Here is a 10,257-nt window from a genome sequence, read left to right as displayed (position 1 = left end):
GGGTGAGGCAGAGGGTGAAGACCGGCCTGCCAGACCTTTCGATTGAAGAACTGATCGTGGAGATGGCCTCCGTACGTCAGCTGGCCATGGCCTTTGATCTGCCTGGATCGGAGAATGTCGTGCAAATCCCGGTGCGGTATCGCCGCTAGCACTGCGACATCAAACGCTCCATCCGGAGGTCAGAACAAGCGACGCCTCAAACATCTGCGCACCGATCTCATCGCGTACCTTGACGGTTATCTTGACGAAATCGCAGTCGGGCATTTCGTCTTGGGCGACATCCTGCAAAATACGAATTGCTTCCGCTCTGGCTTGTTCCCGGGATTCGAACAGCTGCCCGTCATCGTCGGGTACCGTGCCGTCACCGTTTTGAAGATCAAAATAGTACCGTTTCATTTTTCCTGCCGCGCTGGAACATCTGGCGTTTCAATGATTCCGCTTCATGGTGGTTCCTGCCCGCTGGCCGTGCTGGTGACGACGTGGTCGTTCAACGCACCGCAGGGCGAAGCGCCGATATGAAAAGCACCAGCAACGCCAAGGCGTTGAGGCCTGCGGCGATGGCATGCGAATACTCCCATTGGCGCCGCAGCAGCTCCCAGTTTTCAGGGAGGACAGTCCAGTTCCGGGTCGCCTGATTGATTGGATAGGTCAGCGTCCAGAAGGCAAACTGCGTGGCGCCGATGCTTAGAAAGGCGACAACAACCAAGCCGAAAGATGCGCTCGCTCGATAGAGCAGGATCGCCAGGGCGGCCGTGGAGAGCAATGCTCCCAGCACCACGATGCCGAACAGGCTCCATCCATCATAGGCGCGCTGCGCAGCCAGATAGTTTGGCCCGTCGAGCTTCATCTTGTTGAACATAGCGAAGAAATGCGCGGCGGCCGGAGCGAAAGCCAGGGCAACGAAAATGAAGCTGACCACTCTCAGACTATAGATTGCCATGTCGGTCTCCTCTCCGGAGACAGCTAGGGCAATCGCCAAGGTTGAAAAGGTCGCTTTAACGGCGGCTTCCGCCCGCGATCGTATGATCTCAAGCGGGGTCGTTTTTTAGCACTCACGCATCTATCTCGGAACATTTTTTTTGGGTGCTGGTTCTACCCAGTGAAGGGACGAACCTTACCCAGGGAGATTTCCCATGAAACGTGTTCTCATTACCAGCATGCTGGCCATCGGGCTCGGCTGTGGAACGGCGGCGGCTCAGACACAACAGACCGAAAGCCAATCTGGCGCAGACGCCAACTGCGCTTCCGGGCAGGCTGACTGCCAGAACGGCTCCAAGATGGGCGAGCAGGCCCAGGGCAAAGCCAAGCTGAAGACCGACGAGCAGGCTCAGGGCAAGGCCGGCACCACCACCGACCAGCAGGCCCAGGGCAAAGCCAAGCTGAAGACTGACGAGCAGGCTCAGGGCAAGGCCGGCACCACCACCGACCAGCAGGCCCAGGGCAAGACCAAGATGCAGACCGACGAGCAGGCTCAGGGCAAGACCGGCACCACCACCGACCAGCAGGCCCAGGGCAAGGCCTCGACACAGGATACGACGTCGACCGGTTCCATCAACAACGTGACGGTGGAGCAGAAAACCCAAGTCACTCAGATTATCCGGGAGACGAAGGTCGAGCCTGTGTCCAATGTCAATTTTGACATCAGCGTCGGCGTCGAAGTTCCGCGGCACAAGGTCAGGCTGCATCGGCTGCCGGCTCGTATCGTCAAGATCGTTCCCGCTTACGAAAGCTACGAGTATTTCGTGCTTGCGGACGGTCGGATCGTCATCGTTGATCCGGATACGTTCAAGATCGTGCTGATTTTGACCTGATATGTCCGACGAGTGGTCCGCCCTCCAGAGGGCGGACCGTCATTGCCGGACTGCTATGGATTCAAAGCAACTCCGAAGAGAACCGCAAGCGGCAGGTGATACAATCTGCCACCGCATGGCGGACTCGGCTAGAGACGCCCGAGCACGACCAGGATTATGACTATAAGCAGCAGAAGACCGAGGCCGCCGCCCCCGTAATAGCCGGTGCCGTAGAATGGCCCGCCGCCAAGTCCACTAAAGCCGCCAAGCAATGCGATAATCAGAATGATGATAAGAATTGTGCCGAGACCCATGACTTGCTCTCCTGTTTGCGGCTTCGCGCCGTGTAGACGGAGCGGCGGTCGCCGGCTGATGAGAATATGAACTCGCTACAAGCCTTCCTGTTCCCGATTGAGACCTCATCGACGCTGCAATGTCTGGCCGCTCAAAGTTGTTTAGGCGAACAAAGGTCATCCCGAGACGCCCGAATAGCCCTGGTCTTTCAGCAATCCAGCGAGATGGGCGGCGTTTGAGGCTGCCATTTCGATCGCACCCGAGACTTTTTCCGGAGTTGCCGGCAGGTCGACATAGTTGACGTCCTCCATCGCCTCGCCAACCCAGTAGACCCCGCCATTGGCCGGGATGGTGAAGCCGACATCGTTCAATGCCTGAAAGCATTCCGCGTGGCAGTGATGCGCACCGTCCTCATTACCGACGATGGCCACCAGGGCCACCTTTCCTGCTGCCGGCATTCGCCCTCTGTCATCCGTCTCCTCGAGAAAGGCATCCATCCGCTCCAGGACGCGCTTGGCCACACTCGAGGGCTGGCCAAGCCAGATCGGAAGCCCGAGCACGAAGATGTCGGCCGCCAGTATCTTCTTTCTGAGTTTCGGCCAATCGTCGCCCTCGCCCATGTCGGAGAGCACGCCGGGCTTGATATCGTGGCTGAGCGCACGCACGATCTCGCCCTTCACATCGTATTGCATCAACGCCGCCAGGACATCGGCGAGCAACCGATCGGTGGAGGATTTTTCCCTGTCGTTCGAAGCTTTGAGCGAGCAATTGAGTGCGAAGGCCGTAAGCGGCATGTGAATCTCCCTGCATTGTCCTAATTGCAAACCGCCGCGACGACTTCGCGACTGCCCATTCGCCCGTTGCGGGATCGCCCGGCATTCTAACGCCAGGGTTAAATGCTTGTTCCGCAGGCGGACCAACAGGGCCGGTGGATGGCCCCCTCCTCCCACTTGGTGACGGTCGAGCCGGCTCAGAAAGCGGGCTGGTCCTTGAGCACAGACGTTGGAGAACGGACAGCGGCGAGCGACGCAGATTGAACTGGTGGGGCAACCTATTCGTTCGCTCTTCGTTTTCTTCTGAGTTCCCGAAAATGGATAGACGATGCTCGTCCAGACCCTCGAAGCAGGCGATATGCAGCTGGCGGTATCCACGGCCGGCGATCCGCGCCGACCGGCCTTGATCCTTCTGCACGGCTGGCCCCATTCCCGGAAAATCTATGATGGTGTGCTCGATGAACTCGGCACGCGATACTTTACGCTGGCTTTCGATCTTCCGGAGATCGGTGAATCGCGTGGCACTCCGCCGTCGGCGGAAAAGAAGGTTCTTGCCGATATTGTGATTTCAGCCGCCGAGGCGCTTGGGGCCAAATCCATCGTCGTTGCAGGCTTCGATGTGGGCGGCATGATTGCCTTCGCTGCTGCTCGCCATCATGGCGGTCGCATCGTCGGCGCGGTGCCGATGAATACGGTTATCCCCGGCCTTCATCCATGGACGAAGGTAGTCGCAAACCCGGGCATCTGGCACTTTGCGTTTCATGCGGTGCCTGAGTTACCGGAGTTGCTGGTGACGGGCCATCAACGCGCCTACTTCGATTTTTTCTTCGATCTGCTCGCCGGCCGTCCCGAAGCATTGACCAATGAAATGCGGGAGACGTTGACGCAGGCCTATGCGAGGCCGGAGGCACTTAAGGCCGGCTTTGATTGGTATCGCGCGTTCAAGCAGGATGCCGAGGCCAATGCCCCGGCGCGCATCGAAGTTCCGATCCTTTATATCCGCGGCGACGCGGATTTTGGATCGATTGACGATTACCTCGAAGGTCTGAGGATGTCTGGCGCAAAGAACCTGCAAGGTCACATGATCGCCAACTGCGGCGAATTCCTGCCGATCGAGGCACCGGCAGAATTCGTCAAGGCGCTGGTGGAATTCGCACCGAGATAGTGAAGCGATCAGCGTTATGCAGGTGCCTACTGGCTCGTGGAAGTTACGCGCCAGACCGTGTTCCCGACATCGTCGGCGATCAGCAGCGCGCCGGATTTGTCGACGGCAACGCCGACGGGCCGCCCGTGCGCCTTGTTGTCCTTGCCGAGGAAACCGGTGACGACGTCCTGCGGCTTGCCATCTGGATGACCGTCTTTAAACGGCACGAAAACGACCTTGTAGCCGTTGAAGCTCTTGCGGTTCCAGCTACCATGCTCGCCAACAAAGGCGCCGTTGCGATAGAGCTCCGGCAGGTTGGTTCCAGTGTAGAACGTCAAGCCCAGAGGTGCGACGTGGGAACTCAAGGCATAGTCGGGAGGGATCGCCTTGGCGACGAGGTCCGGCCGCTGCGGCATCACGCGCGGGTCGACATGCTGACCATAGTAGCTGTACGGCCAACCATAGAACGCGCCGTCCTTGACCGAGGTCATGTAGTCGGGAACCAGGTTAGGACCGAGCTCGTCGCGCTCGTTGATCACAGCCCACAGCGCGCCGCTCTGCGGCTCCCAACTCAGCCCGTTGGGATTGCGCAGGCCGCTCGCGAAAATACGATAGCGGCCAGTGGCCCTGTCGACTTCCCAGATGGCGGCCCGGTCCTTTTCCGCCTGGATGCCGTTCTCGGTGATGTTGCTGTTGGATCCGATGCCGACATACAGCCGAGACCCGTCGGGGCTGGCCACGAGAGACTTTGTCCAGTGGTGATCGATAGGTCCGCCGGGCAATGGCGTCAGCACGGCGCCCGGCGCGGTGATCTTGGTGTCGCCCGACGTGTAGGGATAACGCACGATGGCGTCGGTGTTGGCGACGTAGAGATCGTTGCCGACCAGGGCCACGCCAAAGGGCGAATTGAGATGATCGAGGAAGACCTCCTGGACATCGGGCAGACCATCGCCGTTCGTATCCCGCAGCAGGGTGATACGGTTGCTTCCTTCGGTGCCGCCGCCCGAGGTCGCCATCGACTCGATCCAGCCCATGATCAGGTCTTTCGGCCGCTTGATCGCGGCACCGGGCGGCGCCACGGATTCGACCACCAGAACGTCACCATTCGGCAATGTGTAAAGCGAGCGCGGATGCCTCAAGCCCTTGGCAAAGGCCTGGATTTGCAAACCCTTGGCGACGGTCGGCTTCTCGTCTTGTTTCCAACCGACGACCGACGCGACATGCATGGGCGGCACCAGATACTGAATAGGTTCAGGCAGCGTCGGGTTTGCTCCGACCTGATCGGTGGGATCCGGTTCGTTATCGCTGCATGCGGGCAGCGCCAAAATCGATCCGAACAGCAGACCGAGGCTCGCGATACGCCGGATATGTCTGGCGGAGACATTCATTCGACCACCTCCACTTGAGTGTGGCCGGAGCTCCATCCCAGCAGTCCCAGCAAGAGGATAACGATCACGGCGACGGCGGACAGGATGAGCCCCGTCGGCACGACCGAGGTCCAGGCATCACGGCTGTGCACCAGTGCGTTGAAGAGCGATATGACGAGCACGACGAGGCTGCCAAGGAGATATGGCCATGCAGGCCCGGCTTGACGGGCAAGTCGGCCGGTAGACAAATCGACAAGTGCTGCAAGGACCGCGAGCACGCCTACAACCAGGCCGGCAAGGAGCAGCCAGGCGGAAAAATCTGCCCACATCATTTCAGCGCTTCGCCAATAGGCAACGTCGGTCAGCAATGTGCCGACGAAACATGCGTTTGCGACCGCCATCGGCGTTTTATGGAACGGACGCCTGGCTGCCACCAACACGGATCGGGCACGGGCCATGGACATTCTCCACCTTTGAAGCTGTACCTGTCCTCCAAACCAACTTGTGGTTGGGAGGTTCCCGGAACCGTTTTGCGTTCAAGAACTCGTGATGGCGCTGGCAATGCGACAGAACGGCTCGGCGCGCGATGCTCATGCGGAGTTGGCGCGCAATGTCCTCAAGGTGATCGAGTAGCGGTGCAGGTCAACCGCCGGAATGCTGTGCTCCCATTCCATGCGCGATGGTCCGGTCATGAGATACGCCGACCTTGGTTAGACGACGATGGTCCGGCGGTCCCATTTGGTGCCATTCTTCCGCCGGAGCCGGAAGCTGCAAGGCGCCAGCAACGAAACACCCGCAACGTCTTCGAAATGAGGCTTGTCTCGATGCCAGCCGATGCAGGCGCCGGGCCGGTATTCGTTGATCAACACTTGCGCGAAGGCGTTGGCGGGCCGGCCTGCCAACGCTGCGATCTTGTCGCGCAGGGACAGCAGGAAGTCAGGGATCGGCGGCGCCTCGACGACCTGGCGTCTGTCGTAGTCGTAACGCAGGCCAAAACCGACGACGCGCCGGTTTGCCAGATGGCCATGGAAATCGAACGCCTCGAACGGCAGGCCTTCCAGATGCCGGGCGAGTTCCGTTTCTTCTTGCGCCGTGATCAACTCGGGCTGATAGAAGAAACCTTCCGGTAGGTCGTCGGCAGCACCAAAGAGATCGTGCTGAAGCCCGGATGAGCCGGAGTCGAGTGTTTTCGATTTGGGTGTCGCCATCCCAGCTAAGATGGTGAAGGCCAGCCCGCCTGGCAATATCGGAACCTGGCCAGCCAATCTGCACCCACCCTGCGGACGTCACCACAACGACGGACAGGGCCTGCCAATCCGGATTTTATCGAGGGACTGTATTCAACTCAGGATTTCGCGAGCATGCCTTGAACGCGACCGAGGGAGTTTGCGTGCATGTACGTACGGTTCTTACCAAACCGTGAGCTTTCGTTGCCAGTTGCTTGTCGGCAACTAGATTGGCAACGCGGCATCCCCAAAACATGCCGCAGTGGCCGGCGCGGGTTTAGGCAACGGTGTCTCACCGGCATCATCGCGCCGGCCACTCGAAATGTCCGCTGGCGGCTCTGTGGCGGAGAAGCCTCTGTTGGCCCGGCGCGCTCAAACGAGAGGCCGCTCCTGCCTCGCGGGATGCTTCGAGCCCAAATCTCCGATCAGCCGGCGGTACTGGGTTTCGGGTGGACCGTAAGAATCTCGCGCCAACGTCATGAGACCGTCTCGATCGCGGATCGTAATCTCTCCGCGGCGCGCTCGGATATAACCGTAACTTTCGATCATCTGGAGGCCGACGGTAACCCCCGGACGCCTCACACCAAGCATGATGGACAGAAATTCATGGGTTATCATAAGCCTGTCGCCGACAGTGCGGTCGCTGCACATCAAAAGCCATCTTGCCAGTCGAACTTCCAGGCTCTGCCGCGCGTTGATCGATGCCGTATAGCTTGTCTGAACATGGAAATATTGGACATAGCGCAACAGGAACGACCGCAATGTAGGGCTGTCCTCCAGGGCTTCGACGAAGGGGGCAGCCTCTATCCGGAGAGCCTCGCATGTCGACTGGACGTAACAATCAAAGTTGGCCTGGTCGTCCCCCATGACCAGGGCCGAACCGGTCATTCCTTCGAACCCGATGATTCCGACTTCGGCTTCGGTCGCAGGCGAAGTCCTCGCCACTACCGAGGCCAGCCCGCTTTCCAGAAAATAGACGGCTTCGATCTTCTGCCCCGCGGTCTCCAGCGGCGCGCGCAACTCAAGAAAAACACTCGCCAGATGCGGACGTAGCCGCGCGAAATCGTCCGCGCTCATCCGGCGAAGCAATTCGCTCTTGGCTTGCAGTGTCTGGTAATCCACGAGACTCTTTTCCCTTGGGCAAGAGCACTGGGATCTCTTAGCCGGCCGCGCCCGTCGAACGAGCGGACGGTAACGAACCATAGACTTCGTCTCGCGCAGCACTAGACGGGCGGGCGCGTTGGTATGAAACCGACAGTTACTGCTGAAGACTCGAAGGCCTTGTTGGCTGACTATCTTTCGCCAGCAAACGAGCCTCCCGCAGGATAGAGGCGCGATCGAACCCGAGGAGCGATATGATTTCGCGTATCTGTTGTTCAGTGGCGCCTGTATCCCGCGCCAGCGCGGTCATCGCGCCCAATGGCAGACCGGGGTGCTCGGGCTCCTTCGCCGTGCAACACCATGCCTCGTGATGGGCAAGAGCGATGGTCACTCCCAAGCGTCAGCGCCCCAACTGTGCTGCTGACGATTTCCTTTTGTACGCTTCCGTACGGAGCTTTGCGAGTCAATTCGGACGGAGGCTGAGTTGAGGCTTCTAGCGTCCTTGCGTCGTCCGTCCGTCGCCCCCGGAATTGTTCGGAACGATTGCTCGGCTGAGAGGTTCAAATATTCCACCCAACAGGAGTCTCGAAAGATGGATCACACCAACCACGTACGCCTCACAAGCACCGAACTGACACCAGACATTCTCGAAGACGCCACGATTTACGACGCAGACGACAACAAAGTCGGCAGCGTTTCGCATGTGCACGGCTCAGGAGCCGCCAGTCAGGTCGTCATCGATGTCGGCGGCTTTCTCGGCATTGGCGCCAAGCCGGTGGCCGTTCCCGCAAGCCAGTTGGAATTCATGCGCGATGAAGACGGCGACGTTCACGCGGTGACGAACTGGACCAAGGATCAGCTCAAGAGCATGCCCGAGCATCACGATGCATGATTTCAAGGACTTCACCTTGAACGGGAGCGGCCACTCGGCCGCTCTCTCTTAGGCGCAACAGGGTGGACAGACGATGCGGCGCGAAAACCGGAGCCTGCTTCTGCGGAGGGATCGCCGCAGCCCTGGACGGAGAGCCTTTCTGGATATGCTACGATCACGACGACGATTGCCGCCGGGCCATCGGAAGTCCGCTGACGATCTGGGTTGGTTACCGGCCGAAGCAATTTCAGCTCCTTAGAGGGACGCCGAAGGCCTTTTCCCAAACGCCAGGCGTCACCCGCACGTTCTGCCCAGACTGTGGAAGCTCGATAGGCTATAGCGACGAAGGCCTGCCGGACGAGTTCTATGTGACGATCGGCTTCTTTGACAACCCTGAAGGGTTTCGGCCGCAAGCCCATGCCTATTGGGACCTGAGGCTGCCGTGGATCGAGTTTGATGACAGCCTGCCACGCATCGACCGATATTCAAGGAAGCGCGACCCGAAGTTCGGCAACCCGCGCGACCGGTAGTCGCGGTGCGTGACGCCAGGATATCGGCGGAACCTGACGATCGCTAACGGGTTATTCGGGCAGACCTGTCGGGTGCGACCATGCCATCGACCGTGATCCGAAATGCGCAATACGATCCCGCCACCAGGATCCTGTCGGTCTGGTTTGTGCCGAGCGGCAGACGCTACGAATATGAGGATGTTGCACCGGCAACTTATGCCGCTTTCACCAAAGCTTCCTCAAAAGGCCGCTTCTTCAATGAGTTCATCCGCGACCGCCATCGGTACCGCCGCGTGGCGTGACAAGTTTGGACATGAGCAGGCGATGCACGGAACCTGACCGGCATCGTCTCGTTGACGTCTCGTCATCGAAGCAGGCCAGGCAACGAAAGTGTTCATCTGGACATGCTCAGGTGTTCGCACCGGCAAAGATCGATCGGAAAAGGCTTCAAGGGAGTTCAAGAGCCATGACGGCCAAGAAGCAGAAGACCGAAAGCAAGGACAAGAAGGCATTGCGCTTGGCAGAGACCACCGACGTCTCACCCAAGCAAGCCAAGGAGCTCATGCAAAAGCATGGCAAGGACAACCCCAAGGTCGAGAAGGAAGCCAGAAACTTCAAGGCGGAAGGATAGGATCCGCATGAGGCGACCTGTATGGCCCCTGCAGGTGATCGGCCAGGCAATTCGGGATTAAGGGGGTGCCCCGGCCTTTTCGGCCGCGAGCGCAAAAGGAAAGCGCAGCACCAGGTTGCGGTTCTCGTCAAAAATCTCGAAGGTCAATCCGGTACGCAGCGGCCTGCCATGCAGCAGCTCTTCGGCAAGGATTTCCTTCGCCGACGCCATCGCGTTTTCCTCAGCGCTCGCGAGATCAGAAAATTCCTGGCCCTCGGGATCCTCCTGCAAGCTTCCGCTCTCATCTCGAAGGTCGAAAAAGTACCTGGACATGCCGACTGAACTCCTGCTCATCGCGACGGTAGCATCGGAAGCGCCAGCCTCAGACTTCAGTGCCTGATGTCCCCGGATTGTCGAAGAGCACAGCGAGGCCATGCTCGATGGCGCAGGCCGCTATCAGATCATCGAAGGCCTTTCCTGAAAGCGGGCAACTTGGCATCACCTCTCGAATTGCGGTCCCGGCCTTGGCGGTAGAGATCACATCGTGGCGTTTCTTGCGTGTCTCGACATAT

Annotated in this window: 15 protein-coding genes and 1 pseudogene; 6 read left to right on the top strand and 10 right to left on the bottom strand. The window is 59.3% G+C overall.

Annotated elements, in window-relative coordinates; translation table 11 throughout:
* Nucleotides 1–159: 159 nt before the first annotated feature.
* Together ENZ75_RS09545 and ENZ75_RS09540 are read right to left on the bottom strand one after the other, a co-directional pair.
* Nucleotides 160–396 carry a hypothetical protein gene (locus tag ENZ75_RS09545; protein WP_013531549.1) on the bottom strand — a complete coding sequence of 79 codons (237 nt, stop codon included), beginning with the start codon at nt 394–396 and terminating at the stop codon, nt 160–162.
* Between the two features lie 91 nt (nt 397–487).
* Complete coding sequence (locus ENZ75_RS09540) at nt 488–979, bottom strand: hypothetical protein (protein ID WP_224674205.1); 492 nt, start codon at nt 977–979, stop codon at nt 488–490.
* Nucleotides 980–1,133: 154 nt separating this feature from the next.
* Here ENZ75_RS09540 and ENZ75_RS09535 point away from each other — a divergent pair, with 154 nt between their 5' ends.
* Nucleotides 1,134–1,811: a DUF1236 domain-containing protein gene (locus ENZ75_RS09535; RefSeq protein WP_128278052.1), complete on the top strand. Its 678-nt coding sequence runs from the start codon at nt 1,134–1,136 to the stop codon at nt 1,809–1,811.
* Between the two features lie 128 nt (nt 1,812–1,939).
* Here ENZ75_RS09535 and ENZ75_RS09530 read toward each other — a convergent pair whose 3' ends face one another.
* Together ENZ75_RS09530 and ENZ75_RS09525 are read right to left on the bottom strand one after the other, a co-directional pair.
* A complete protein-coding gene (locus ENZ75_RS09530) occupies nt 1,940–2,104 on the bottom strand; it encodes a DUF3309 family protein (RefSeq protein WP_013531546.1) in 165 nt (54 codons plus the stop codon).
* Between the two features lie 156 nt (nt 2,105–2,260).
* Nucleotides 2,261–2,878 carry an NAD(P)H-dependent oxidoreductase gene (locus ENZ75_RS09525; protein ID WP_013531545.1) on the bottom strand — a complete coding sequence of 206 codons (618 nt, stop codon included), beginning with the start codon at nt 2,876–2,878 and terminating at the stop codon, nt 2,261–2,263.
* A gap of 307 nt (nt 2,879–3,185) precedes the next feature.
* Between ENZ75_RS09525 and ENZ75_RS09520 the strand changes: the two genes are divergently transcribed.
* Entirely contained in the window at nt 3,186–4,022 is an 837-nt protein-coding gene (locus ENZ75_RS09520) for an alpha/beta hydrolase (protein ID WP_063168027.1), read from the top strand.
* 26 nt (nt 4,023–4,048) lie between these two features.
* On the opposite strand, the gene ENZ75_RS09515 is transcribed toward ENZ75_RS09520, so the two are convergent.
* From ENZ75_RS09515 to ENZ75_RS09500, 4 genes and pseudogenes are all read right to left on the bottom strand, one after another.
* Nucleotides 4,049–5,389, bottom strand: a complete 1,341-nt coding sequence (locus ENZ75_RS09515; RefSeq protein WP_013531543.1) for a sorbosone dehydrogenase family protein — start codon at nt 5,387–5,389, stop codon at nt 4,049–4,051.
* Nucleotides 5,386–5,826, bottom strand: coding sequence for a DUF2231 domain-containing protein (locus ENZ75_RS09510; protein WP_050580528.1), 441 nt, complete (start codon nt 5,824–5,826; stop codon nt 5,386–5,388). Before ENZ75_RS09510 ends, ENZ75_RS09515 begins: the two co-directional genes overlap by 4 nt.
* A 132-nt stretch (nt 5,827–5,958) precedes the next feature.
* A pseudogene (locus ENZ75_RS09505) lies at nt 5,959–6,576 on the bottom strand (alpha-ketoglutarate-dependent dioxygenase AlkB).
* 390 nt (nt 6,577–6,966) lie between these two features.
* Nucleotides 6,967–7,716, bottom strand: a complete 750-nt coding sequence (locus ENZ75_RS09500) for a Crp/Fnr family transcriptional regulator (RefSeq protein WP_082826458.1) — start codon at nt 7,714–7,716, stop codon at nt 6,967–6,969.
* Nucleotides 7,717–8,287: 571 nt separating this feature from the next.
* Here ENZ75_RS09500 and ENZ75_RS09490 point away from each other — a divergent pair.
* The 4 genes from ENZ75_RS09490 (at nt 8,288) to ENZ75_RS09475 (ending at nt 9,706) form a co-directional block, all read left to right on the top strand.
* Nucleotides 8,288–8,587 carry a PRC-barrel domain-containing protein gene (locus ENZ75_RS09490; protein ID WP_013531539.1) on the top strand — a complete coding sequence of 100 codons (300 nt, stop codon included), beginning with the start codon at nt 8,288–8,290 and terminating at the stop codon, nt 8,585–8,587.
* Nucleotides 8,588–8,649: 62 nt separating this feature from the next.
* Entirely contained in the window at nt 8,650–9,096 is a 447-nt protein-coding gene (locus ENZ75_RS35580; protein WP_063168030.1) for a GFA family protein, read from the top strand.
* An 80-nt stretch (nt 9,097–9,176) separates the two neighbouring features.
* Nucleotides 9,177–9,377, top strand: a complete 201-nt coding sequence (locus tag ENZ75_RS09480; RefSeq protein WP_013531537.1) for a KTSC domain-containing protein — start codon at nt 9,177–9,179, stop codon at nt 9,375–9,377.
* Between the two features lie 164 nt (nt 9,378–9,541).
* Entirely contained in the window at nt 9,542–9,706 is a 165-nt protein-coding gene (locus tag ENZ75_RS09475; protein WP_013531536.1) for a hypothetical protein, read from the top strand.
* Between the two features lie 57 nt (nt 9,707–9,763).
* On the opposite strand, the gene ENZ75_RS09470 is transcribed toward ENZ75_RS09475, so the two are convergent.
* Nucleotides 9,764–9,976: a hypothetical protein gene (locus tag ENZ75_RS09470; RefSeq protein ID WP_063168031.1), complete on the bottom strand. Its 213-nt coding sequence runs from the start codon at nt 9,974–9,976 to the stop codon at nt 9,764–9,766.
* Between the two features lie 91 nt (nt 9,977–10,067).
* The coding region (locus tag ENZ75_RS34585; protein ID WP_128278050.1) for a hypothetical protein at nt 10,068–10,257 on the bottom strand (190 nt) is incomplete at its 5' end.

Source organism: Mesorhizobium sp. M7A.F.Ca.CA.002.04.1.1, from assembly GCF_004022805.1.
Classification (GTDB): domain Bacteria; phylum Pseudomonadota; class Alphaproteobacteria; order Rhizobiales; family Rhizobiaceae; genus Mesorhizobium; species Mesorhizobium ciceri.
The sequence above is the reverse complement of the archived record's forward strand: the minus strand, read 5'-3'. Positions and strand labels throughout refer to the sequence as shown.

Coding starts and splice junctions, on each gene's coding strand:
- ENZ75_RS09545 (WP_013531549.1), bottom strand. CDS start 396: ATGAAACGGTACTATTTTGATCTTCAAAACGGTGACGGCACGGTACCC.
- ENZ75_RS09535 (WP_128278052.1), top strand. CDS start 1,134: ATGAAACGTGTTCTCATTACCAGCATGCTGGCCATCGGGCTCGGCTGT.
- ENZ75_RS09530 (WP_013531546.1), bottom strand. CDS start 2,104: ATGGGTCTCGGCACAATTCTTATCATCATTCTGATTATCGCATTGCTT.
- ENZ75_RS09525 (WP_013531545.1), bottom strand. CDS start 2,878: ATGCCGCTTACGGCCTTCGCACTCAATTGCTCGCTCAAAGCTTCGAAC.
- ENZ75_RS09520 (WP_063168027.1), top strand. CDS start 3,186: ATGCTCGTCCAGACCCTCGAAGCAGGCGATATGCAGCTGGCGGTATCC.
- ENZ75_RS09515 (WP_013531543.1), bottom strand. CDS start 5,389: ATGAATGTCTCCGCCAGACATATCCGGCGTATCGCGAGCCTCGGTCTG.
- ENZ75_RS09510 (WP_050580528.1), bottom strand. CDS start 5,826: ATGGCCCGTGCCCGATCCGTGTTGGTGGCAGCCAGGCGTCCGTTCCAT.
- ENZ75_RS09490 (WP_013531539.1), top strand. CDS start 8,288: ATGGATCACACCAACCACGTACGCCTCACAAGCACCGAACTGACACCA.
- ENZ75_RS09480 (WP_013531537.1), top strand. CDS start 9,177: ATGCCATCGACCGTGATCCGAAATGCGCAATACGATCCCGCCACCAGG.
- ENZ75_RS09475 (WP_013531536.1), top strand. CDS start 9,542: ATGACGGCCAAGAAGCAGAAGACCGAAAGCAAGGACAAGAAGGCATTG.